Source organism: Atopobium minutum 10063974, from assembly GCF_000364325.1.
GTDB classification, from domain to species: domain Bacteria; phylum Actinomycetota; class Coriobacteriia; order Coriobacteriales; family Atopobiaceae; genus Atopobium; species Atopobium minutum.
The window spans coordinates 1,154,127-1,177,526 of record NZ_KB822533.1 but is presented as its reverse complement, the minus strand read 5'-3'; the positions used below and the strand labels follow the sequence as shown (position 1 = coordinate 1,177,526).

The window sequence follows — 23,400 nt, the reverse complement described above, 5'->3', positions numbered from 1 at the left end:
AAATGCGAAGTGATGGTTATCCTAGGCAACAGGACGGTAAACATTAACTAAAGGTCTGTTAACTGAAGTTTCTTCAAAGAAAGTATTTCACTTTTACTTTAATATATAGGTTATAAGTTATAGCTTTAATGTTGTAATTGTGTCTAAATCCTTTGTAACTATAGCCGTATCAAAGCTTACTTCAAATAAAATCAAGGATTCCCCGGCACACTCTATAACATCTTTGTAATCCGGAATTTTAGCAATAAATTGTTTAGCAACATCAAAAATAGTTTTTGGACTTTTCTGGACGATACCCTTAGCTCTGACATATTCATTTCCTGAGTGAGGGATTGTAGTAAATGACACACATGGATTTGATTCTATTTCTTTGATTTTGTCGTCCCCTTTAAAAGACGAAAAATAAATTTTATTTTCAGTTGGCTCAAAATAAAAATTTACGATTCTCACATTTGGAATATCATTTACAGAGGTTGCTAAGGCTATTGTTGTTTGTTCAGCCATAATTTTTAAAAATTCTGTTTTTGCGTTCATTCGAGAAGACCTCCTTTTTTATAATCGAATTATAATCCAATAGTACTGCTGTAATGTAATAGTTAAGTAGATACATAGCTCAATTCTGTAACATAGTGGCACGGTAAGGACAAAACAGCCTTAAGTTCCAAGTGGTGATGTGGTGCAGCATCTCGACAAAATGGGTGCAGGTGCTTCAAGTATTGGTGATACATTTTTTTCTTCGTGAGAATGCTACTACTTCTGAGATGTTTGAAGAGATATACCACTTCAAACAGGCTTTTCTAGGGGACTATGAGAATTTGTCATTTGGAGAGATGATATTGCGTAGAGAAATTGATGCACAAAAGTATCTTTTAGGTGCAACAAATTAGTATCAAATACCAAAAATGAGATAGAATTTGCCAAGAAGAACCTCAGCTATTATTGGGGGTAACTTAATGATTTACTAAAAGGGAGATGAGACTAATGGATAAAGTTAAAATAGTTGATTCATGGGTCTTATCTGCTGGTAGTGAGCCTATAACAGTTATAAAGCTTGCAAAAAATGCACCAAGCGTTGGTTAGTATAATATGGCGATTGATGATGATTTGCTTGAAATGGTATATATTTCTGGCGGGCATTTAGACATATGAGCCATAAAGGGTTCGTATAATCTTATTGGTAAAGAAGTTTCTTTTAGATAAGTAGTCTCTAACCTACGTGACAGCGCCCCCATGCTTATGTGTGGACCTTTTATGTATTGATGTAAAACTTTTTACCTTATTTCTACGGACAGCTTTTTGCACCTTATCGATTTACAACAGATTTCTTACCTCATCACTGATAGCAGGCCCTCAGAAGATTGGTGCATGCTTTGTGAAAGAATAAGACCTGCCTTGTATAGATGCAAAGCAGGTCTCTAGCCCCAACACCATTGTAGCAAGCCGACGTGTTTGGCTGATTAACACGACCAGCTGGTGCCTTAGAGGCAGCGGAACTCCATCTCACTGGGATAGGTCATAGAGTTGTAATGACCCGTAGGTGTGCCTGTGATCTTATCGATAGCTTTTCTAATTAGACTGCAAATACCCAAAATGCTGGCGAGAAAAACAACTTCACAGAGGACGAGCGCTGCAATCATGAGAGGCAAGGGCAAAAAGGAAAAAATTGGTCCCATACAATACTCCTTCCTTATTCAAAAACCGGACGCGTTATTCATTACAATTGTTTTGTAACATGTTTGAAACAATTGTGCAAGACATTTTTTGGTAAGCGTATTTGCAGGTAATCGCCATAAAAGACCAAAAAAGAAAGAAAATCCCCAACCATTTTTCTGTGATTGGGGATAGCTGAATATACAATAAAAGATCGATTATCGTATGTATTTGTGGATAGCACAAAACACATTTGTTTCTTCGAGGATTACTGACCATCTGGAAGTACTTTCTCAAAATGCTTAGTGTGCTTCAGGTCTGTTTTTCTCGATAGAAGACAAGAGATGATCAGGGCATGCGCAGTCTACAGCCTCTTGGGGATTATCGGTAAACGTAATGAGTGATGTGTCAAACTGAGAGATAGCGCCCTCGGCAAGCATGGATGTTTTAATCCAATCAAACAGGCCAGACCAGTAGTCTGTGCCAAACATTACGATGGGCATAGAAGGTGTTTTATGTGTTTGCACGAGGGTAAGGAGCTCAAACGTTTCATCCAGCGTCCCAAAGCCGCCTGGGCAGATGATGGCGCCCGCAGAATACTTCATAAACATCGTTTTACGCACAAAAAAGTAACGAAAGCTCATGCCAAGGTTAACCCAATCATTGATGCCTTGTTCGTGGGGAAGCTCAATACCAAGTCCCACCGATACTCCGCCAGCCTCTGTAGCACCACGATTAGCTGCCTCCATGATGCCAGGGCCGCCTCCCGTAATGAGCGCATAGCCCTTTTGTGCAATAAGCTCACCCATCGTCTGTGCAGCCTGATAGTACGGGTTATCCGGAGTGGTGCGCGCAGAACCAAACACAGAGATTGCAGGGCCAAGCTCTGCCAGAGCGCCAAAGCCGTCTACAAACTCAGCTTGAATACGCAGCACGCGCCAGGGATCATCATGAATCCAGTCTGCGTTGTAGTCGGGCGACAAAAAATGCTGGGTGGAAGTGCTTTGCGGGATCATTTTTCCGCGAAGGGTAACGGGTCCACGGTGATAGCTAGGGCCCAGAGGGCTTGTGTTGTTATGAGAAGTCATGAGTTGTCTCCTTGTTTATGTATGAAGGTACGAACCTAGGAAAGTTTAGTTGCAAACTCGTAGTATGTTAGTGTTCGGAAGTCCTCCGAGAGAGTATGCATAGAATCATCCTGCTGGGTGAGGCTATGCCAGTTGCCTGCAGTGTCTAAAAGTCCAAAAGCATTGATGGCGGGCATTTGTATACGTATAGCCAGTTGAGCTTTCTGATAGTCAGTAAGAGGGGCGCCAATGGTGTACAGCATTTGTACGGCTAGGAAATTGGCACTGCTGTATTCAGCGCGCGTGTTCTGTGCTGCACCAGCTACCGTATAGTTTGCCCACATCACATATGAAGTGTGATATAGGCGCTGATTGTGAATAAGATCGGACTCACCGCTAAACCAGGCATCGTTGTAGGTGGGTGTAAAGTTGGGCTGATGGTCACCAAAATAAACTAAAACAGTAGGTTTCTTGAGCTCTTTGAGTTGTGATACTAAGTATTTGAGATCTTCGTCGGAAGCTTTAATACAGCTGAGATATTCATTGAGGATGCCATCTTGCTCTGGAGAAGATAGATCAGAAGGATGTATCTTGGTTAGACGATCTGCAGGGATATTATTTTTACTATAGTCCGAGTGATTTTGCATGGTTACATTAAAAATAAACTGCGGCTTGTCAGAGTTTTTGATAAGGTCGAGGCACTTGTCAAAGGTAGCCTTGTCCGTAACGCCGTTATGGAATACGGGCGCATTAGGGAAATCATCAATGCTGTAGAACCGGTCAAACTTCATGTCCTCATAGGTTTTATCGCGATTCCAATTACCGGCCAGATTGGGATGTATAGCAGTGCTATCATAGCCCTGCTTTTTAAGGAGCGAAGGCAGGGATTCATAGCGAGAAAAGCGGTAGATGGCATAGGGGTACTTGCCAAGACCGAGGTAGGCCATGCTATTGCCGGTTAAGAATTCAAACTCAGAGTTTGCGGTGCCACCACCTAAAACAGATACTGCAAGCTTACCCGCTCCCAGTGCGTCTTTCATGCCGGTAGTAAAGAACTCGGGACCGGTATAGTTGTCATGCATGTTGTCAAAGTCGGAGAGGTCTGCAAAGGTTTCATCCATGACAACAATGATGTTAGGTTTTTGGGCGTTGTACTGCGCTACCGCAGCTTGGCGCCCTGAGGTGTTGTCGAGTGTGGTATTGTACTGTGCCACGTAGGAATCGAGCAGTTCTTGCGCGCTTTTATCGCTATATCCAGCTGGTTTCTTGATGATCAAATCTTGTACACCTGCAGTAAAGCTCAGCACCGCGCCATGCTGACGAAAGACATACAGCGGCCAGAAATAGTTAATGCCGGCACCTATCTGGTTATAGTTGGGAAAAACAAGCATACTTCCCAACACAGTCGCACTTACAAGGCCGATCAATGTGGTCATGCCAACAGACGTATACCGTATGCGTTTGGCGATTTTGACCTGTCCTTGTGCCTGAAGTTTGTGGCGTAGGATACCCAGATAGGAAATTACAAGCATGCCAAAGCAAAAAGCTATCAGACCAGCTAAAACACTGTCTTTCCAGGCATAAGAATAATTGCCAGAAACAGCAGCGGCCGTACCTAAAGCAAAGAGGTCGGCGGGCATGATGGCGGTATTTTTAAACTGCCATAGGTAGTATTGAGCAAGGCCCCATACAAAGAAAAACCCTTGCAGTACGCTATTTGCAATGGCATTACGATGACTGAGGTAATAAATGCTTACTATTGCCAAAAGCATAAGCCCTAAATCCATAAACAAAAAGGGTGGCTCAACGAATACGAGTCCTTCGTTATAGGGTGCTTCTAAAGCGTAAAATGCCGATACAAGCTGAAAGGCTATGGAAACAACATCCACAAGGACAATCTGTGCACGATATGGTAGGCAGTTCAAAGCATGTGCAATGTGGGCGCTATACGCTTCACGCTTGCCTGCAACAAAACTTATGCCAAACAGAACGGCTGCACTAAGTAGCGTTATCCAAAGTGATGTCCACCCTAAACCAAAAAAGACGGCAAAGCCTGCGCAACCAAAGGCACAGCTGTATGCATTGGCGGTAAGGATTTGTACTGCTATAGGAAGGTGTTTCTTGGCACCTTTATCCAGCTTAGCTATGTTGTTGACAATAAGCAGTGCTACGACAAAAGCTATGGGAATGAGCGGCAGGGTAGAGATAAGGTTTGCCATGTTAGCAAACAGCATATACACAGAATTCATGAAGAAGTCTCAAATCAGTCGGATAACAGATATAGGTTTTATCGTACACATTTTATTACTACCTCTTTGATTTGTTCAACTTCTTGCATCAGAAGTAAGATTGAACAGCAACCATTTGTTGCTTTCTGTCTTGTTGTGGTGCTACAGAAATTAAAAACTACGTATACTAGGAAAGAAAAGTGCCAATCTCGCAGTATTGGCAAAGGTATAAAAATTGGCATCCCCATAAAGGCGGCGACCTCATAAGGAGTACCTGTGTCTGAAGAGAATAACCAGTCTGTCATAGCCCAGCAGCCAAAATCGACGGCTTCGATGATCGCTACCGCTTCTGCAGCTTCTATCGCCTCTGCTCATACAAGACTACTGTCATATTCCGTATTGAATATCTTGTCATGTTTTGCAGTGGTTATGCTGCATGTCACGCTTGTATATTTCTCGCCTGTGCGCGATCAAGTTTGGTATGTGTCCCTGTTTTGGCAGGTAATGGGTAAGTTTTCTGTACCAGTATTCTTCATGCTGAGTGGAGCAAATCTGCTGGGGTATCGTAAAAAGTATTCAACAGAACAATTTCTATGTAAACGTGTTAAGCGTGTTGTGGTGCCGCTGATTATTTCAAGCATTCTTGTATACCTTGCATACGGTCTGTTGCCAGATCATTTTTATGGCGCACAACAGTTGGCCAACAGCCTAGGCGTTCAGGATTTTATTCGACGTTTTTGCACCAATCAGATTTGTGACGTCTATTGGTTCTTGTATTCCCTCGTGTACCTCTATGTATTAACGCCGCTGCTTGCCCTTATTGTAGAAGACGAGAAGATCCTCAAGCTCTTTCTTCTTGTTTCTTGTGTACTGGGATTTGTGCTACCTACCGTTAATTGGTTTCATGACTTTACAGGCATTACACAGCTGTTTGCCTGGCCTTTCTTTACGGATAACTGGGCGTTTTATTATGTGTTGGGCTATTTTGTAGCAACCTATATCAAACCGTCTAAAAAGAGTGCAATCATCGCCGTTGTGTCCTTGGTGGCTTCTTTGACGGCAATGTACTGTCTGGCGCGTATTGCCAACTCTGCTACGTCCTTCTCTGCTGGCTTATATTTTCCCGATAAGCCTACCGATAATTTCTGGACCAGTCCCAACAATATCCTGACCGTTATTCAGGCGTGTGCACTGTTCCATGCAGTTCGCTGTTCAGAGCCACTGCTTCAAAAACTTCCTGCAGGGATGCAAACCATACTTAATCGCATTGCTGTACTAACCTTTGGTATTTATCTGTTCCATTATCCAGCTATTAATTGGCTGGGCGTACAGTTGGGGACGCATCCTCGCGCATCTCAACTCTTGAGTATGCATCCTTTTATCAAGGGCCTTTTGATTTTTGTTGTGGTCGGGCTTCTTGTGTTGCTTTACCAAACTATTGCTCGCTTTGTGCGCAAGGCTGTGCGGAGCAAGTAACGCTTAAAGGTGCTGTTGGATGGCGACTTTAGACGCGTTCTGCAAAGTTGTGGTAGCTCATTTTTTGTAGTTCTGTCTGCAGAGTATAGCTGGGAGCGTTCTTATCGTCGGGGAAGTACCAGTTGCCATCCGCACTCAGAGTGGTGTAATGGCCAATACCGGGCAGCTCCTCGCCTAAAGCAATCTGCGCCTTCTGAAAGTCTGTGAGAGGAGCGCCAATAGCATCAAGCAGGTGGCTTGCAAGACTGGATGCAGCGGTAAATCTCTTATCGTTGTTCTGTTCATTGCCGGCAACATCATAGTTAGCCCACATGATATAGTGCGTCTGATATTGACGTGCTATATGGGCAGCCTGTGTCTCATCGGTAAACCAAGCATCATTGTATTCTTTGGTAAATGAAGGCTGATGATCACCAAAAAAGACCAGTACAATAGGTCTATTAAGCTGTTTGAGCTGCCCTACAAACCACTGGAGATCCTCGTCGGTGCGTTTCATAGAGCCCAGATATTCATTGAGCTCGTCGGTGAGAGTGTCATCGCCAAAATCAGGCGTGTAGCCGGGACGGTAAGAATCATCAACCAAGTGTTGAGAATAGCCTGAGTGATTAGCAAGGGTTACATTCAAAATGAACTGCGGATTTGGATTAGTAGTAAGCAGCTCGAGTACCTTTTGATATGTTGCTTTGTCAGAAGGCCATCCTCGCCAGGTATCTACATCAACAAATGAATCACCAGAGATAAACGATTTAAAGCCAAGGGTTCGGTAAGCATTTTTGCGGTTCCAGTTGTTTGGATTGTACGCATGAATAGCAGTAGAGGTGTAGCCCAGCGCGTTAAAGATATGGGGAAGGGAATCGACCTTACTAAAGTCATAGAGTGAATATCCATTGCCTTCACCAATAAAGTAACAGGACTCACCGGTTAAAAATTCAAACTCTGTATTAGATGTGCCACCACCATAGGTGGAAACAAGCAGGTTCCCGGATTGCAAAGCATCAGACATACCGTTGGTAACAAAATTCTCACCCGTGTATCCTGAGTGCATGCCGTCAAAAATGGCAAGGTTGGAATAGGCCTCGTTCATTACGGCAATAACCGTAGGCTTCTTCTCGTTAAACTGTGCCACTGCAGCCATGTGTTTCTCTGAAGAGCCCCTGGATGCATCATACTTCTGAGCATACGAGTCGATGAGATTCTTTGCATCCTCACTGGTATAGCCCGCTGGCTTTTTAATCTGCAGATCTTGACACTCCGAGATAAAGGTCAAAAGAGAGCCTTGAGATTCATAAGTAATCCAGGTTGACCAATAGATAGTTTTTACACCTAAATCCCTGTAGACCGGAATAGTGGTGATAGCTATGCAGCTAACGAGAAGAGTTGCACCAATAAGAGTATTTTTCCACACAGTGCCTAGCTGTGGAATATGAAAATGCTTGGCTTGTACTTGCTCTGACGCCATATGTTTCGGGAGAAGGGGTTTCTCGACATCAGCGGTGTCTTTGTGGTTTGCATCCTGTGGTGCTTGTGCCGCGGCCGATAAGGGCAGCGGATACAGCAGCGATGACAGAGCAAAGGCACCTACCATGTATACGGCGGCCCAGAATGCTTCTTCGGTGATGTAATACACAAAGCCGTTTGCTACAGAAGCGGCTGTTTCTAAGGCGAGGAAATCCGATGGAATGATAACAGTGGATTTAAAGCGCAAAAGGAAATAGCAGCCAAGGCCAAAGCCAAAGAAGACAAAGCTCAGCAGGGGCATCAGAGCGCCATGACGTTGGGCAATAAAATAGAGCGTGGTAAGAAACAGCACGGTAAGTGCAATGCTTGCAAATACAAAGGGCAGCTGTACTGTCTCAAAAATCTTTGGATTTTGGGCATATTCTAGAGAAAGGCAAGAGAGTGCAGCTATGCAAATAATAAGCACTGCAGTTCGAAGGCCTACTAAGAAAGAAGCAAGCCGCTGTTTTAACCGAGAAGGGCTGAGTGCAAGCTTTTGAATACCGATGCGTGCAAACTCACGCAACGGTGCGCGAAACACCACGATAAGGCCTGCTAAGAATAGTATAAGACAACTGAGCTTGACCGTTTCTTCAGGTGCTGAGACTAGGTGAAGTACAAACATGACAGCCATTGCTACATACGTTCCAATGATGGGAACAAGCCAGGCAAAGGTTCCCAGATAAAGAGGTTTATGTATCCCCTTGCGTTGCCAGCATATAAGACCAGCAAGCAAAAGAAGCACAAGAGAAAGTACACAAGGAAGTATTGACCATTGAGAGGAAAGCATGGTCAAATCTGTCATCTTTTTCAACTCCAAATAAAAGTAATCTTAAGGATGAAGCATGTTTAGTATAGCCATTTATGTTTTTATCACATGACCTGAGTGGGCATACTCTGAAAAATTTTTGTGAAGTAGAAAAATGAGTGTCGCACCGACCGAGAGGTGCGCCACGAATAAAACTCAACTCCGTAACTACGTCATCTAGCTTTGTAAATGCCGGTTTAGGCATTACCCCAGAGGGCTTGAACAAGACTCAAGCATACATACCTTCGCCTTTAAAACCTCAAATATTAGATCCTGCGCATCTTAAAAATACTCAGATACTCATGCAAAAACCGTCCCTAAAAAGAACGGTTGTGCAAAGTTTCAACCAAACTTATAACCCCGTCTATAAGTACAAATCCACCGTGACGGCTATCAAGCGCGCAAAGTCGACCTTCAAAAAGATGAGAAAAAGCAAACGCTTGCTTGGCTACGAGCTCGACGGGGTTATCGGCATCGTCAAACCACACGACATTATCGCAGGTCGCGCCTGGATCGGGGGAAGAGGTGGTTGCAAAACATGACAGGTTCGTTTTCGCTGGTGAGCAGCAGACCCAAAAAGCTTCAAGCCTGGCAAGCCAATACAGCCTTCGCCAAAGCTCGAAGCTATTGTAGCGGTTTTTCAAAAGAGCGGAGCACTTAACTGAGGAGGGCGACGTGCTTGACGAGAAGAGCAGAGCGCTTGACGAGAAGAGCGAGTGTTACTGAAGTGGTGTCGTGTTTCTCGAAGACATTCCCTGCACGCGCCCCGCGAGCTTAACCGAAGCGGCCCGTGATGTAATCAAAGGTGCGCGAATCGCTGGGATCCGAGAAGAGCTTCTCGGTATTGTTGCACTCGATGAGCTTGCCAAGCAGGAAAAATGCGGTCGCATCCGAGATGCGCTTCGCCTGCTGCATGTTGTGCGTCACGATTACGATGGAGTAGTGCTCCTTGAGCTCAAGCGCGAGCTCCTCGATTTTTGCGGTCGAGATGGGGTCGAGGGCGCTCGTGGGTTCGTCCATCAGCAGGATCTCGGGCTTTACGGCAAGGGCGCGCGCAATGCACAAGCGCTGCTGCTGACCTCCCGAAAGTCCCAGCGCAGACTTCTTCAGATCGTCCTTCACTTCATCCCAAATGGCGGCCTGACGCAGGGCGGTTTCGACAATTTCGTCGAGTTCGCTGCGCTTTTTGGTGCCATGCAGACGCGGCCCATACGCGATGTTGTCGTACAAGCTCATGGGGAAGGGGTTTGGCTTCTGGAACACCATGCCCACGCGCGTGCGCAGCTCGGTGACGTCGATGCTGTCGGCATAAATGTTGTGCCCACCAATCAGCACCGAGCCCGCGATTTTGCATCCCAGCACAAGGTCGTTCATGCGATTGAGCGTCTTTAAGTAGGTGGATTTTCCGCAGCCCGACGGGCCGATAAGGGCGGTGATCTCATGCTCTTTTATCTGCATGTTGACGTCGTACAGCGCTTGAAAATCGTTGTACCACAGCGATAAGTTCTTGGTCTCGACGATGGTTTGCGCACTGGTCTGTGCGGTGACATGCGCAGCGTCAGTCGTGGCGGTGGCGGCCTCGGCAGCTTCTGAGGCAGCCGTGTCTAAGGTGTTGACCGCCGTTTGTAGTGCAGATTGAGCAAGTGTGTGGGGCATGGTTTGTAATCCTCGTGACGTAATGGTTTGCGTGAGTGTGCGCACGGCACTGGGGGCGGGCGCCACTGTCGGTGCAGGTGCGACGGTGGGTGCGGTTTGTAAAACGCTTGTCATTGTGAACTCTTTCTCTTGAGGCGGTTGGTAAAGACGGACGCGATCACATTGAGCGTCAGGGTGATGAGCAGCAGTACGGCTGCGATACCAAAGGCAACCTCGAATTTGCCCTGCTCGTTGGCGTAAATGTACAACGCCACGGTCAGGGTCGCCGCCGAGGACTGCAGCGCCTCTCCAAACGAGAGTAGCTTCAGACCAAAGCCTGCGGTAAACAGCAGCGCCGCCGACTCGCCCACAATACGTCCCGTTCCCAAAATACAACCCGGCAAAATACCATTGAGCGCTTGCGGCAAGATGATCGTGCGAATCATGTGCCACCTGCCGCTGCCCAACGCCAGCGCACCGTGACGATACGCATCGGGTACAGTGAGCAGCGCCTCACGCGTGTTGGTAATAATGGTCGGCAGCACAAGAATAACTAAGGTAAGACCACCGGCAAGAAGGCCCTGGCGGAGCCCCAAAATCTGGGTAAAGAAAAGCATGCCAACAAGACCAAAGATAATCGAGGGGATACCCGTCAAGGTCTCTACCGAAAAGGTAATGAAGCTGACCAAACGCGGACGATTCGCGTATTCGGTAAGGTAGATTGCGGCGCCAACACCAATGGGCGTCGCGATGAGCATGGTAAGAAACACGATATAAAACGTGTACAAAATGTTGGGCATAATGCCTATCGTATCGGCTATGTAGCTCGTCTGAGAGGTCAAAAACTCGGGCGTAATCGCGCCAAAGCCCTTGTAAAAAATAACTCCCAGAAGCGTTATCAGCAACAGGCAGGTAAGTGCTGCCGACCCGTAAATACCAATCTTTAACAGCGATTCTTTAAAACGTCGCTTGCCATCTCTCATGCCATCTACCCCCTTTCGTTCGAAAGGCGCAAGGCCCCATTAAGCAACAGAACAAATAAAAACAGAACAAGACCTATCGAGAAGAGCGCCTGATGCTGCAACGATCCATATGAGGCGTAGGACATCTCCGAGACGATGGCCGTGGTTAAAAACCGTACCGACGAGAAGAGCGATGGCATTTGCGCAACGTTGCCTGCTACCATGACAATGGCCATGGCCTCGCCAATGGCGCGGCCGATTGCCTGGATGATGGCGGCCACGACACCACTGCGCGCAGTGACGAGGCTTATCTTGAACCAGGTCTCCACCTTGGTAGCGCCCAGCGCAAGAGAGGCTTCTTCGTATTCCTGCGGCACGGCTCGCAGCGCAGTTTCGGCTACGCTGACGATGTAGGGCAAAATCATAACGGCGAGTACGATAATGGCGGCAAACAAACACGCTCCGCTCGAAAGCTTAAACATCCTTTGTGTTGCAGGAACGATGATCGTCATGCCAATAAGGCCGTAGACAACCGAAGGAATGCCTGCAAGCAGTTGGACACAGTAGCGAATGCCTCCTGCTAGCCACGCGGGCGCTGCCTTTGCCAAAAAGACGGCAGTAAAAAGCCCCAGCGGCAGCGCAATAAGCAAAGCGCCAGCAGTGCCATAGATGCTGGTCAGAATAAAGGGAAGGATCCCAAATTGATTTTGTGAAGCATCCCAGGTGGTGCCAAACAAAAACGTCGGCAACCCGAGTTGCATAATGGCAGGCGTGCCTGCAATAAACAGATAAATGCTTATGCAAACAACGCAGCCCACCGAACAAACGCCCAGCAGAAAAAAGAAGACGTGAAAGGCTTGTTCGATGGGGTCATGTGATGATTTGGATAGTGTCATAGTGTGTGCTGTTCTCTTTGTGGACCTTCGTGCGGACTCTGTGCAGCTCCTTGTGTGGAACCCTGCAGCCCTCGCGTGGGGCTCTTTGCGAATCTCGCGAAAGGTCGATTTAGTAAGAGGCTGGTAGCTATCAAGTGATCTACATCTGATAGCTACCAGGTTGTCATGAGTGAGATGCAAGATATTTCGTAAGGGGTGCGACCAGAGGCGCAGCGAGAGACGAGGTGAGGGGTGCGACGTCGCATGTAGCGCGGGTTTGGGATGCAACGTCGCACGTGTGATGATCTTTAAAGCTTCGAGATCTTCTCGCCAGCTTTTGCACCCGAGGGGTAGCACCTTAGTGCTTGGTAGGTACGGCACCAGCCTTGCGGATAAGATCGTCCACCTTGGCAGAGGTTGCGTAGTCGAAGAACGCCTGTGCCTGCGGGCTGAGTTTCTCGTCCTCGCGGGTGATCAGCATGAAGGGACGCTGGATCTTGTAGGACTGATCGAGGACGGTCTTCTCGCTGCACTCAACACCATCAACGGTGAGGACGGCGATGCCTTCTTGCTTCTCGACAGCCGAAAGGGAAGCGTAACCAATAGCGTGCTTGTTGCTACCAACGGCCGAGATAACAGCACCAGTCGAGGTGAGTTCCTGCTCCAAGACGCACTTCTTCTTAGTCTTGGTGACATCCTCGAAGCCATCGCGGGTGCCCGAGCCAGCCTCGCGGCCAATGCAGGAAATCGCCAGGTCAGGGCCGCCGACTTCCTTCCAGTTCTTGATTTTGCCCGTGAAAATGTCGGCGATCTTCTCGACAGAAAGATCTTTTACGCCCAGGTCCTTGTGGACGATAATAGCAATGCCATCGAGTGCGACAGTCGTTTGCGTCAGGCCAGTCTCGTTGTCCTTCAGGGCGCGAGAAGCCAGACCGATGTCGCAGGTCTTGTTCTTGACGGTCTCGATGCCCGTGCCAGAACCAGTGGGATCGTAGGTGATTTTTACCTTGGGATTGTCGGCCATGAACTGCTCGGATAAAACGCCGATGACCTTTTCCATCGAGGTCGAGCCATTGGTGGCAACGGCACCCGAGAGCTCCTTGGGGGCGTCCTCTTTGGGCGCAGGGGCCTCGGTGGGCTTTCCACAGCCAACAAGCAGCAGGGCGCAGGTCACAGCGATGCCTGCAATAAGGGCACTCGTTGTTCTAATAAGGCGGCATGCTTTCATGTAAAAACACTCCTTTACCGTAGGTTTATTGCGTGCTTTTTGGTCGTCGCTCGTGCGGCGTTTGCGTGGCGTTCGGCTTGCGTGCGTGAAGCGACGTCTGCTTACTGTTAGGCTATCGAGCCTATGTAAGAAGCAGCACCGTGCTTTTGTAAAATATAGGTAAAGTTATGAAGTGTTGTTTGGGGGAGTGTTGTGCAGGCAAGAAGATCGACGGAGGTGCAACCGAACGTACCGTGCCGCCGCGGCATCGCGTGCTACAGCGCGGGAAACGTAACCGTAAAGGTTGTGCCTTCGGCCTGGCCGCTACCAGCGCCAGCTCCGTTAAAGCTCTGTACCTGGATTGTGCCATTATGCAGCTGCACGGCGTGTTTGACGATCGAAAGTCCCAAGCCTGTGCCGCCAGCTTGTTTGCTGCGGCTTTTGTCGACGCGATAAAAGCGTTCAAAAATGCGATCAATATCCTGCGGAGGAATACCGATGCCCGTATCGTGCACGCGCAAGGTGGTGAGCGTGCCTGACGTGGCATCATCTTGCTGATCAAGATACAAATGTACCGAACCACCTGGGCGGTTGTACTTAATGGCGTTGTCACACAGATTGTAGACAATGCTGTGCAAAAGGCCTGGCGAGCCGCTCACAAAGGTGTGGTCACCATGTACGTACAGGCTAACCTGCGCCTTTGTGGCTGTGGGTTCAAGGCTGTCGCGCACATTTTTGCATATTTGATATAAGTCGCAACGTTCGTGCACAAGCTCCGCGCCGCCCGAATCGAGCTTGCTCAAATTAATAATGTCTTCGGCGAGCTTGGACATGCGTGTAGCCTCGGCGCAGATTTTATCGGCAAATAGCGTGATATTCTCGTCAGGCACCATCTTATTTTTGAGCAGTTCAGCATACCCCGAAATGACGTGCAGTGGCGTTTTGAGTTCGTGAGAGGCGTTGGCAGTAAATTCCTGGCGGATAAGGGCGGTCTTCTCGATCTGCTCCTGATTGGCCTTGAGCTGTTGCTGCTGCTGGGCGATGTGCATGAGCAGCGGTTCGACCTCTTTGTAATTCTCGTTGCCGAAGTAGCGCTCTGGGCGCGAAAAATCGAGCTCGTTGAGAGGTTGCATAATTTTTTTGGACAGTTGCCGCGCTAGCACAAAGCTTAAGGCCACGCCGATAATAACAACAAACAGAATGGGTTGTATCCAGCGCAAAAGCAGGGTCAAAAACGAGAGCTGCGTGGTGGACATGCGAATGATGCTCTTATCGGCAAGGCGAAGCGCTACATAGGACTGCTGGTCATCGAGGGTAAATGAGTGACGCATGGCCTGCCCGAAGCCCGACTTTTGCGCCTGCTGGATCTCGGGGCGCTCTTTGTGATTTTGCATGTTGCTGGCGTTGACGTCGTCATCAAAGAGGACCTCACCCGACTCGGATATCCAGGTGATGCGATAGTCTTTGGTATCGAGGTTCGTGAAATAGTCCTTGCCGAGGCGCTCGACGCCCTGTGCGGCAAGGCGTGCCTCGATGCGCAGTTGTTTGAGCTGTTCGGACGACAGATAGCTATAGGACACCGTCATGATAAACGCGAGCGATGCCAAAAATACTGACAACGCCACGAGCCAAATCGTTCTAAAAATCTTCTTATTCATGGGGTCCCGTCATTCGCGTTTGTTATCAGGTGGCTGCTCGTCGAGCGGCTATTCGCAATTGCGCGCTGCCAGTCGGTCTTCTCGCTAGGCGTATGTGCGTCAGGTTGCTATTCGTCAGCTGCGTGCATTTTGTAGCCTACGCCGCGCACGGTTTTGATCAGGCTTCCCGCCTGCAAAAGCTTGGTACGAAGCGTGCCAATGTGCACGTCAACGGTGCGTGTTTCGCCAGCAAAATCCATACCCCACACGCGCGAAAGCAGGGTCTCGCGGGTAAAGACGCGTCCTGGATGCGTTAGCAAAATGTGCAGTAGCTGATACTCCTTGAGCGTGAGCAGCACCTGCTTGTCCTCGACACTCACGATGTGCTTCTCTTCATCAATGCTGATGATGCCATTGGCAATGAGTTCGGGCTTATTCTGCGTAGTGCGACGCAGCACCGCCTTAATGCGCGAAATCATTTCCATCATGCCAAACGGCTTGGACAGATAATCGTCCGCGCCCAAGTCTAGGCCAATGACGGTGTCGTACTCGCTATCCTTGGCGGTGGCCATAATGACGGGAATCTCGGCGGTGGACGACGACGCACGAAGATGCTTCAAAATGCTCAAGCCATCCTCGCCAGGAAGCATCACGTCCAAAATAATGAGATCGGGCTTGGCGGCCTTCAATACTGGCCAAAAGCTATCAGCGCTCGAGAAGCCCTGTGCTTCGTATCCCGAAAGATTTAAGGTGTAGACCATGAGGTCGCGGACGGAAGGATCATCTTCCACGCAGTAAATCGTAATCGAAATCACCTCTTTTCGTGTGAGCACCCCGCGGGCATCACACCTGTGCGGACGCATCGTGCATCCTGCGTGATCACAGCCCCGGGCACCCTTAGCGTTGCGCCTTGAGCGATTCTAGTCTGCGCGCTACAGCTTCATTATAAGACTGTCTTGAGTGTCTGTCCGAAATGCTTAATTTTTCTTTATAGCTTTTCGGCGCCAGGCTGAAGTGCGCCTGCAACGCCGCAAATTTGATCACATTCCCACGCGCACAAAAGCAGCAGTGATTTTCAATGCAAAGTTGATCTTTAAACAAGCCGAGTACACGCTGGTTTCTATAATTAGTTTTGTCTGATGTACGGCATAATATGTGTAGTATATTTCTTGCAGAAAAGTACTTTCCATCCGAAAGGAACGCCTATCATGCAGACCAATTCTCAGTCTGATGAGAAGCCCGATGTAACATAAAGCTCTCATGCCAGTTCCAGTACAAATCCCAACTCCAACTTAAAATCTACAGCCAGTTCTTTCGAACTCAATACCTGAATCTAAAATCATAAGTGTGAATGCATAGCAGGAGGAGCCCTTGCGCTGTTGTTACTTGTAGGAGGTACTGGCATTACTGTCATTACTGTCATGCAACATCAGGCAGGTCTTAACACAGCTAAGTCCGTAGCAGCACTACTTGTAGCAAAATCTAAATCTGCCGATAAGAGCCCTGAACTTGGCACGGTAGCACAAAATGCTGTTGGTGCAGATGGGGTAACTGACACGCAAGGCACGTCTAACGCTTCATCTGATAGTAGCCCTGGTTGATCTAGTGAGTCTTCTTCTGGTGGTGCTGGCACGTCTTCAAAATACAGCTCCTCAGAACAGTCGTCTTCAAGTTCAACACAAAGATCTTCTTCATCTTCTAGTTCGAGTGCGGGACAAACAACATCAAGACCTGCGGCTAAGCAAAAACGTTGGATAGTTGATAAACCCGCTTGGACCGAGACGGTTGTTGTGAAAGAAGCCTGGGATGAATCTAAATATGAGGAAAAATCAGTGTGGATTACAAGCGATGGTAAGGAATTTTCGACAGAATCCTCAGCGTATGACTACTGTAAAAAACGAGCTATAGAAGACGACGTATTCCTAACTCACACGGTTGACGTAAGAAAGGTTCGCACGGGAATAAAGCACCATCCCGCACAAACCAAAGTTGTGACCCATCCCGAACAAGGTTGCTGGGGGTAGGTGATAAAAGCAGACATCTAATATCTAGCATCTATTCAAAAAAAGTATCTATCCATCTTCGACCAAAAAGCTGAAGCAGACAGCTTATAAACAGAAAGAAAGTGTGCAGACTTACAAGACAGAAATGCCTTGTAAGTGTTAGTGTGTCTGGCACATCTAAAACAACAGCATACAAGCGGAGAAGTTCGCAACAGCGTGCCAGACACCTAAAAGCAACGAAAAGATTGCAATGAGTCTGATACGTTTTTTGTATACCACCTTAAAAACACCAATGGAAGGGCTGGCTTGAAGACTACACTGGCTGCAAGATGGATGCTAAATATGAGCGTCTGTATAACACAGCAGCTAAAGCTGCGCTAGCTGATGCTCGTGAGCATGCTCATGCAACACGTGTTCGTATTGTTGGTGTCATTGGTGTAGGCTATCGTCCCTCATTTGAACAAGGAAGCCTAACCGCAGCTAGCACACGTTACATCCTTAAGTATGCACATGGTAGAGCAGGAAAAGCAGATGCTGCCAATGAGCTTTATGAGCGGGCTGGATGGTCTGAGATGAAGGAAGGAAAATCCTGGAGACAGTGGCTTTATGAGTACGGTGCCAAAAAGCTTGGTGCATGGGATAGCTCCAAACAACTCACCATCATTGTATATGCTGTAGCAGAAGGAGAACCTGCCCCTATGAAGGGAAAAGCTACTGTAAAGAAGGTATCGGCTGATCCTTCCATCACAAACAACAACAGCTGCTACTCTCTTGAAGGCGCTCAATATAAACTTGCAGATAAAAACTCTCAAACTGAAAAATTATTATCGAGGACTAAAACGTGTAATTGAGCTGTTTGTGACTTTGGTTTGCTATTCTGAATGCCTTATGGTTTGTATACATGGTTGTAAGATGGCGTAAAACTGTTGTTTGCTGTGTTTTGAGGAGGACTTTTGCTTCGTATTAAGCATGCTGCTTTGCATGGGTTTGAGCTGGAAATAGGCGAATGTGATATTTCTCAGTGTGAGATAGATCTTCAGGTTAAGCAGACTAAGTCGTATGTAACGCGTAGTGTGCGTCGTATTTTGGCAAATGCCGAGTCAAAGCATGGTCAGTTTGCGCCAGAGTCAAACTTTAAACAAGAGCTACAGCGCTATTTTTCTGGGCATCGTAGCTTCTTGGATATTTCTGCAGATATTGCCCTCAGCTTTTATGATGCGCTGCGCAAAAGTGAGGATCTGGATGCCTGTGATTTACTGGTAGTTGATTTTGTCGATACCGGAGATATGAAAACGGGTGTGCAGGCGGTTCAGGGCGAACAAGCGGTTCAGTCCACTGAGTCTGCTGCCATTTCCAGTCCAGACGACGCCTATGATAGCGAAGGAACGCGCGGTCTTGCTCTGTTGCTGTTACCGCGCAAACAAGCCTTTATACATGATGTGCGCAATAGAGATGGCCAAGCGTATAACGATATTGTTCGTTATGACTCTACACTTCCCAATCCTTCCCAAAAAATTGATACCTATGTGTTGGTAAAAGCGGATAGCCTGAGTATTGATTTTCATGATGTTGAGCGCCTTGTCATGGGCAAGAAGTCCTTCATCATTCCAGAACTCTTGTTGCAGTGTTCTTCCATTGCCTCCAATAAAGAGGTGGTAGATACCGTTACTAAGTTAGTGGAGGATGTGGCGCAAAAACACGGCTTGGAATCTGCTGTTGCTGCAGCAAAGGTAAAGTCATATGTTATCGAGCGCGCCTCTGCGGCCTGTGATGTTACTCCTGCAGAGGTTGGCAAGGCTGTTTTTGCACAGTCCAGTCCAGATGCGGCAGAATACTATGAGCGTGAGGCAACACAGACGTCTCTTCCAGAACGCATAAGTGTGGCCAAGTCAGATGCAAAACGTCTTGCAAAGAACCATCGCATTCGTACCAATACAGGGATTGAAATTATGTTTCCCTCTGAGTATGCCGGCTCATCAGAATTTATTTCCTTTGAGCGTACGGATAACGGCAAGATTTGCATAGAGATCAAAAACGTCGGGAGTATCGAGAATCGCTAACGGTATCAAAAACCGCTTAACGGCGCCAAGAATCGATAAACGGCATCAGGTAGCAATAAAACATGACGAGAACCGCTAAAAATCGTCCACTGGGCGAATAGTGCTTATCAATGCTTCCAATGTACGTAACATTAGTAATAAATAGGTATTGTAATAAATAGGTATTCTTTCATCGTACCTGTGAGCACTTATAGTGAATGGCTAAGAGAGAAAGAAGTTTTTATGATTAACCTTACTCGTCGTAACTTCCTTGGTGCTAGTGCGGTGGTTGCTGGTCTTGGCATGGCAGCATGCAGCAAGGGTGGCTCTGAAGACAAGGCTAAGCCCGCTAACGTTACCGATACCAATACAGTAGAGGCTATTGGTGCTCCAGAAGAATTAGTTAAGGCTGCTAAGGAAGAGGGCAAACTCATTGTATATGGTTCCTGCGAAGAGGAGCACATGACAGCAGTTTGCGATAATTTCAAAAAGCTGTATGGCATTGATGTGCAGGCACAGCGCCTTTCTACTGGTGAGGTTGCAGCAAAGATAGAAGAAGAGAACGGTCATCCCTCTGCAGACGTATGGTTTGGTGGCACTACAGATCCATACAATGTTGTTTCTTCTAAGGGCCTGCTGGAGCAGTATGACCCCAAGAACGCTTCTCACCTTATCTCTGATAAGTTTAAGTCTACCAATAATGACTGGTATGGCGTTTACAAGGGTATTCTCGGTATTATGTACGATAAGGAAGAGCTTGAGCGCCTCAAGATTGATGCTCCTAAGGACTATGCAGATCTTACGGATGAGAAGTACAAGGGTCTGATTTGGTCTTCTAACTACAACACTGCTGGCACTGCTAAGCTGGTTGTAAACACGGTTATCCAGAAGTATGGCCATGACAAAGGCATTGAGTATCTCGTAAATCTTGACAAGAACATTGCTCAGTACACCAAGAGTGGCTCTGGTCCTTCTAAGGCTATTGGTACCGGAGAGTGCACCATTGGTTTGGGTATGTTGCATGACGGTATTTATCAGATTGTTGATCAAGAGCATGACAATATTGGTCTTCAGATTCCTTCCTCTGGTGCTTCTTATGAGGTTGGCGCAACGGCTATTTTTAAGGGTGCAACGCATCCTAACGCTGCAAAGCTCTGGGTTGAATATGCGCTTTCTCCCGCTTGTGTAAATCGTGCACAGGAAAACGGTGCCTATCAGTTCTTGGTAATCGACAATGCTCAGCAGCCTAAGATTGCAGAAGAGTATGGCTTGGATCCCAACAACGTAATGGATTATGACTTTGAGGATGCAAAGCAGCATACCGAGCAGTACGTAAAGGATGTCATGCAGGCTCTGGGTGGCGGCGATAATCGCTTTAAGACGGAATAGCGTATCTGCATGTCTATATAAGTTTGATGTCAGCAAAACCTCTCAAGTTTGCTACTCTAAAGACCGGGCAGACGGAAAGTTCGTCTACCCGGTTTGATTTGCAAATACAGACGCATGGAGTTAGGAAGTAGTATGGCAAAGACCCAAAGCGCTCGGCTTGATCGAAAAAAGCTGTTGGGTGACCCGATTTTGGTTACGACCATTATCGTATTGATTGTATTTCTTACCTTATTTATCTTATATCCTCTAGCCATTCTTATGGTAGATTCCGTTGTCTCAGAAAAGGGGATAACGCTTGATGTATTTCATCGCATTTTGGCGTTACCTTCGTTTACGCGATCGATCTCCAATACCTTAAGGGTGGGCTTTGCGGTTGGTATTTTGTCAGCACTTATCGGCTTGCTCTTTGCCTATGTAGAGGTCTACGTTAAGCTGCATACCCGCTTCATGGATATTCTGTTTAGGGTTGTATCCATGCTCCCTGTTGTGTCACCTCCCTTTGTGCTGTCTCTTTCTATGATCATGATGTTTGGTAAAAAAGGCCTTATTACCCGCAGTTTACTGGGCATTTATGACAACAATATCTATGGCTTTTGGGGTATCTTTATCGTTCAGACTATGACGTTTTTCCCTGTGTGCTATATGATGCTCAAGGGACTCCTTAAAAACATTGATCCGTCCCTAGAAGAGGCAGCACGCGATATGGGGGCAAGCCGTTGGAAAGTGTTCACCAGTGTAACGCTTCCTTTGATTTTGCCTGGTCTGGGCAATGCGTTTCTCGTTTCTTTTATTGAGTCCATTGCAGACTTTGCTAACCCTATGATTATCGGTGGTGGATACGATACGCTAGCAACATCCATCTATTTGCAGATTACCGGTGCGTATGACAAACAAGGTGCCGCTGCAATGGCCGTTATTTTGCTTGCCATCACCCTTCTGATGTTTATTGTTCAGAAGTATATCCTTGAGGCAAAAAGCACCTCAACGCTTTCTGGTAAAGCAAGCCGTGCGCGCATGTTGATTACCGATAATTCTGTACGCATACCGCTTTCTCTTTTGTGCGGTGGTGTAGCAATCTTTGTCATTTCCATGTACCTGATGGTTCCTTACGGGTCATTTGTGCGTTCCTGGGGCTCCAACTATGCCCTCACGACCAAGTGGTTTACCTTGGTATTTACTAAGTATCATGGCTTGCAGGCCTTCCGCGACTCCTTTATGTTGTCGCTTATTGCTGCCCCCATTACTGCGCTTTTGTCCATGATCATTTCTTACCTTGTTGTTAAGCGGCGCTTTAGATTCCGTGGCTTTATAGAGGCTGTGTCCATGTTGGCCATGGCAGTTCCTGGTACCGTTTTGGGTGTTGGTTACATCCGTGGTTTTTCTAGCGGTATTTTGCATACCGGATTTATGCAGGGCCTGTATGGTACTGGCTTAATTTTGATTATCGTGTTTGTCGTACGTTCGCTTCCAACGGGTACGCGTTCTGGTATTTCTGCCTTACGTCAGATCGATAAGTCCATTGAGGAATCCGCCTACGATATGGGCGCTGATAGTTTTACGGTCTTTATGACGGTTACCTTACCGCTTATTAAAGACTCATTCCTGTCCGGTTTGGTTACGGCGTTTGTTCGTTCCATTACGGCAATTTCCGCAGTTATTTTGCTGGTTACACCACAGTTCTTACTCATTACTGTTCAGATTAACGAGTTTGCAGGCAAGGGTTCATATGGTATGGCCTGTGCTTTTGCAACCATTCTTATTGTAATTACCTACGGTTCGGTCTTGTTAATGAACTGGGTCATGAAGCACTTCGGAACCAGTCAAGCACTCAAGGAGGAGTAACTCATGACTAAGCAGAAAAAAGGTATTACTCTGGAGCACGTTTCCAAGATTTATCAGGATCCTAAAACAGGTAAAGACTTTTACGCCGTTCATGATGCCAACATCACCATCAATCCCGGCGAGTTTGTGACCCTGCTTGGACCTTCCGGCTGTGGTAAGACCACCATTTTACGTATGATTGCTGGCTTTGAATCTCCGGATGAAGGCAAGATTTTCTTGGGCGATGAGCAGATTGATGAGATCACACCCAATAATCGTGATACGGCAATGGTGTTCCAAAGCTATGCCTTGCTGCCTCATTACAATATTTTTGATAATGTTGCGTACGGCCTCAAGCTGCGCAAGATGGATAAAGCGACCATTCGCGAAAAGGTCCTCAACATCCTTAAGCTGGTAGGTCTGGAGGGCATGGAAGATCGTATGACCAACCAGCTATCTGGTGGTCAGCAGCAGCGTGTTGCGCTGGCCCGCGCTTTGGTCATTGAGCCTAGTGTCCTGCTCTTTGATGAGCCTTTGTCTAACTTGGACGCCAAACTGCGCGTAGATATGCGTAATGAGATCCGTCGTATTCAGCAACAGGCTGGCATTACTGCTATTTATGTTACACATGACCAGTCTGAGGCCATGGCATTGTCCGACAACATTATTGTTATGAAGAAGGGTCTCGTGGACCAAATTGGTGATCCGCAAACCGTGTACTATCATCCAAAAGATGAATTTGTCGCAGACTTTATCGGTGAATCTAACTTCCTTCATGCCACGGTTACCGATAAGCCCACGGAAGAAAGTGCTCTGTGCAGCTTTGAAGGACAGACTCTTGAGGTGGACGGCTGCAAACACCTGCAGAAGGGAAGCGCGTGCTGTATTGTTTTGCGTCCTGAGTCTGCTACGCTTGCGGACCAAGGTGTCCTGCCTTGCAAGGTGGTGCTGTCTCGCTTTATGGGCCATTACCAAAACTATCAGGTTATGGTGGGTGATTGTCTTATTAAGATCACGGACTTCAATCCTCGTACGCACAAGATTTATAACGTAGGTGATGAGGCTTTCGTAAACTTTACCAAGGATGAGGTTCACGTCTTGTAAAA

General features: G+C 47.2%; 19 protein-coding genes. 8 read left to right on the top strand and 11 right to left on the bottom strand.

The features are described from left to right. Positions 1 to 117: 117 nt before the first annotated feature. The 4 genes from HMPREF1091_RS05460 to HMPREF1091_RS05440 all read right to left on the bottom strand — a co-directional run bounded on the left by HMPREF1091_RS05460 (position 118) and on the right by HMPREF1091_RS05440 (position 4,966). On the bottom strand, positions 118 to 534 hold the full coding sequence (locus HMPREF1091_RS05460) for a pyridoxamine 5'-phosphate oxidase family protein (RefSeq protein ID WP_002563842.1): 417 nt from the start codon (positions 532 to 534) through the stop codon (positions 118 to 120). 944 nt (positions 535 to 1,478) lie between these two features. Beyond that, entirely contained in the window at positions 1,479 to 1,673 is a 195-nt protein-coding gene (locus HMPREF1091_RS05450) for a hypothetical protein (RefSeq protein WP_002563840.1), read from the bottom strand. A 279-nt stretch (positions 1,674 to 1,952) separates the two neighbouring features. Continuing rightward, positions 1,953 to 2,738 (bottom strand): LOG family protein, encoded by a 786-nt coding sequence (locus HMPREF1091_RS05445; protein WP_002563839.1) that lies wholly within the window; start codon positions 2,736 to 2,738, stop codon positions 1,953 to 1,955. Between the two features lie 35 nt (positions 2,739 to 2,773). After that, positions 2,774 to 4,966 carry an alkaline phosphatase family protein gene (locus tag HMPREF1091_RS05440; RefSeq protein ID WP_002563838.1) on the bottom strand — a complete coding sequence of 731 codons (2,193 nt, stop codon included), beginning with the start codon at positions 4,964 to 4,966 and terminating at the stop codon, positions 2,774 to 2,776. Positions 4,967 to 5,221: 255 nt separating this feature from the next. Here HMPREF1091_RS05440 and HMPREF1091_RS08095 point away from each other — a divergent pair, with 255 nt between their 5' ends. Continuing rightward, positions 5,222 to 6,421, top strand: coding sequence for an acyltransferase (locus HMPREF1091_RS08095; RefSeq protein ID WP_002563837.1), 1,200 nt, complete (start codon positions 5,222 to 5,224; stop codon positions 6,419 to 6,421). Between the two features lie 28 nt (positions 6,422 to 6,449). Here the strand turns inward: HMPREF1091_RS08095 and HMPREF1091_RS08090 are convergent, their stop codons facing one another. After that, positions 6,450 to 8,723 (bottom strand): LTA synthase family protein, encoded by a 2,274-nt coding sequence (locus tag HMPREF1091_RS08090; protein WP_002563836.1) that lies wholly within the window; start codon positions 8,721 to 8,723, stop codon positions 6,450 to 6,452. Positions 8,724 to 9,058: 335 nt separating this feature from the next. Between HMPREF1091_RS08090 and HMPREF1091_RS05425 the strand changes: the two genes are divergently transcribed. Continuing rightward, entirely contained in the window at positions 9,059 to 9,268 is a 210-nt protein-coding gene (locus tag HMPREF1091_RS05425; protein WP_035424581.1) for a hypothetical protein, read from the top strand. A 232-nt stretch (positions 9,269 to 9,500) separates the two neighbouring features. On the opposite strand, the gene pstB is transcribed toward HMPREF1091_RS05425, so the two are convergent. The 6 genes from pstB to HMPREF1091_RS05395 form a co-directional block, all read right to left on the bottom strand. Beyond that, entirely contained in the window at positions 9,501 to 10,382 is an 882-nt protein-coding gene (gene pstB, locus HMPREF1091_RS05420) for a phosphate ABC transporter ATP-binding protein PstB (protein WP_002563834.1), read from the bottom strand. A gap of 110 nt (positions 10,383 to 10,492) precedes the next feature. Continuing rightward, a complete protein-coding gene (gene pstA / locus HMPREF1091_RS05415) occupies positions 10,493 to 11,344 on the bottom strand; it encodes a phosphate ABC transporter permease PstA (RefSeq protein ID WP_002563833.1) in 852 nt (283 codons plus the stop codon). Positions 11,345 to 11,349: 5 nt separating this feature from the next. Then, complete coding sequence (gene pstC / locus HMPREF1091_RS05410) at positions 11,350 to 12,219, bottom strand: phosphate ABC transporter permease subunit PstC (protein WP_002563832.1); 870 nt, start codon at positions 12,217 to 12,219, stop codon at positions 11,350 to 11,352. 337 nt (positions 12,220 to 12,556) lie between these two features. Next, positions 12,557 to 13,426 carry a phosphate ABC transporter substrate-binding protein gene (locus tag HMPREF1091_RS05405; protein ID WP_002563831.1) on the bottom strand — a complete coding sequence of 290 codons (870 nt, stop codon included), beginning with the start codon at positions 13,424 to 13,426 and terminating at the stop codon, positions 12,557 to 12,559. Positions 13,427 to 13,680: 254 nt separating this feature from the next. After that, the gene (locus HMPREF1091_RS05400) at positions 13,681 to 15,063 is read right to left on the bottom strand and encodes a sensor histidine kinase (protein WP_002563830.1); all 1,383 of its coding nucleotides are present in this window, start codon (positions 15,061 to 15,063) and stop codon (positions 13,681 to 13,683) included. A 107-nt stretch (positions 15,064 to 15,170) separates the two neighbouring features. After that, a complete protein-coding gene (locus tag HMPREF1091_RS05395; RefSeq protein ID WP_002563829.1) occupies positions 15,171 to 15,905 on the bottom strand; it encodes a winged helix-turn-helix domain-containing protein in 735 nt (244 codons plus the stop codon). Between the two features lie 516 nt (positions 15,906 to 16,421). On the opposite strand from HMPREF1091_RS05395, the gene HMPREF1091_RS05390 reads away from it, so the two are divergent. The 6 genes from HMPREF1091_RS05390 (at position 16,422) to HMPREF1091_RS05365 (ending at position 23,398) form a co-directional block, all read left to right on the top strand. Further along, a complete protein-coding gene (locus HMPREF1091_RS05390; protein WP_002563828.1) occupies positions 16,422 to 16,643 on the top strand; it encodes a hypothetical protein in 222 nt (73 codons plus the stop codon). 731 nt (positions 16,644 to 17,374) lie between these two features. Next, positions 17,375 to 17,896, top strand: a complete 522-nt coding sequence (locus HMPREF1091_RS05385) for a hypothetical protein (protein WP_002563826.1) — start codon at positions 17,375 to 17,377, stop codon at positions 17,894 to 17,896. Between the two features lie 102 nt (positions 17,897 to 17,998). Continuing rightward, a complete protein-coding gene (locus HMPREF1091_RS05380) occupies positions 17,999 to 19,105 on the top strand; it encodes a nucleoid-associated protein (protein WP_002563825.1) in 1,107 nt (368 codons plus the stop codon). Positions 19,106 to 19,327: 222 nt separating this feature from the next. After that, positions 19,328 to 20,473, top strand: coding sequence for an ABC transporter substrate-binding protein (locus HMPREF1091_RS05375; protein ID WP_002563824.1), 1,146 nt, complete (start codon positions 19,328 to 19,330; stop codon positions 20,471 to 20,473). A gap of 132 nt (positions 20,474 to 20,605) precedes the next feature. Then, positions 20,606 to 22,315, top strand: coding sequence for an ABC transporter permease (locus HMPREF1091_RS05370; protein WP_002563823.1), 1,710 nt, complete (start codon positions 20,606 to 20,608; stop codon positions 22,313 to 22,315). A 3-nt stretch (positions 22,316 to 22,318) separates the two neighbouring features. Continuing rightward, positions 22,319 to 23,398, top strand: coding sequence for an ABC transporter ATP-binding protein (locus HMPREF1091_RS05365; protein WP_002563822.1), 1,080 nt, complete (start codon positions 22,319 to 22,321; stop codon positions 23,396 to 23,398). The last annotated feature ends 2 nt before the right edge of the window (positions 23,399 to 23,400 follow it).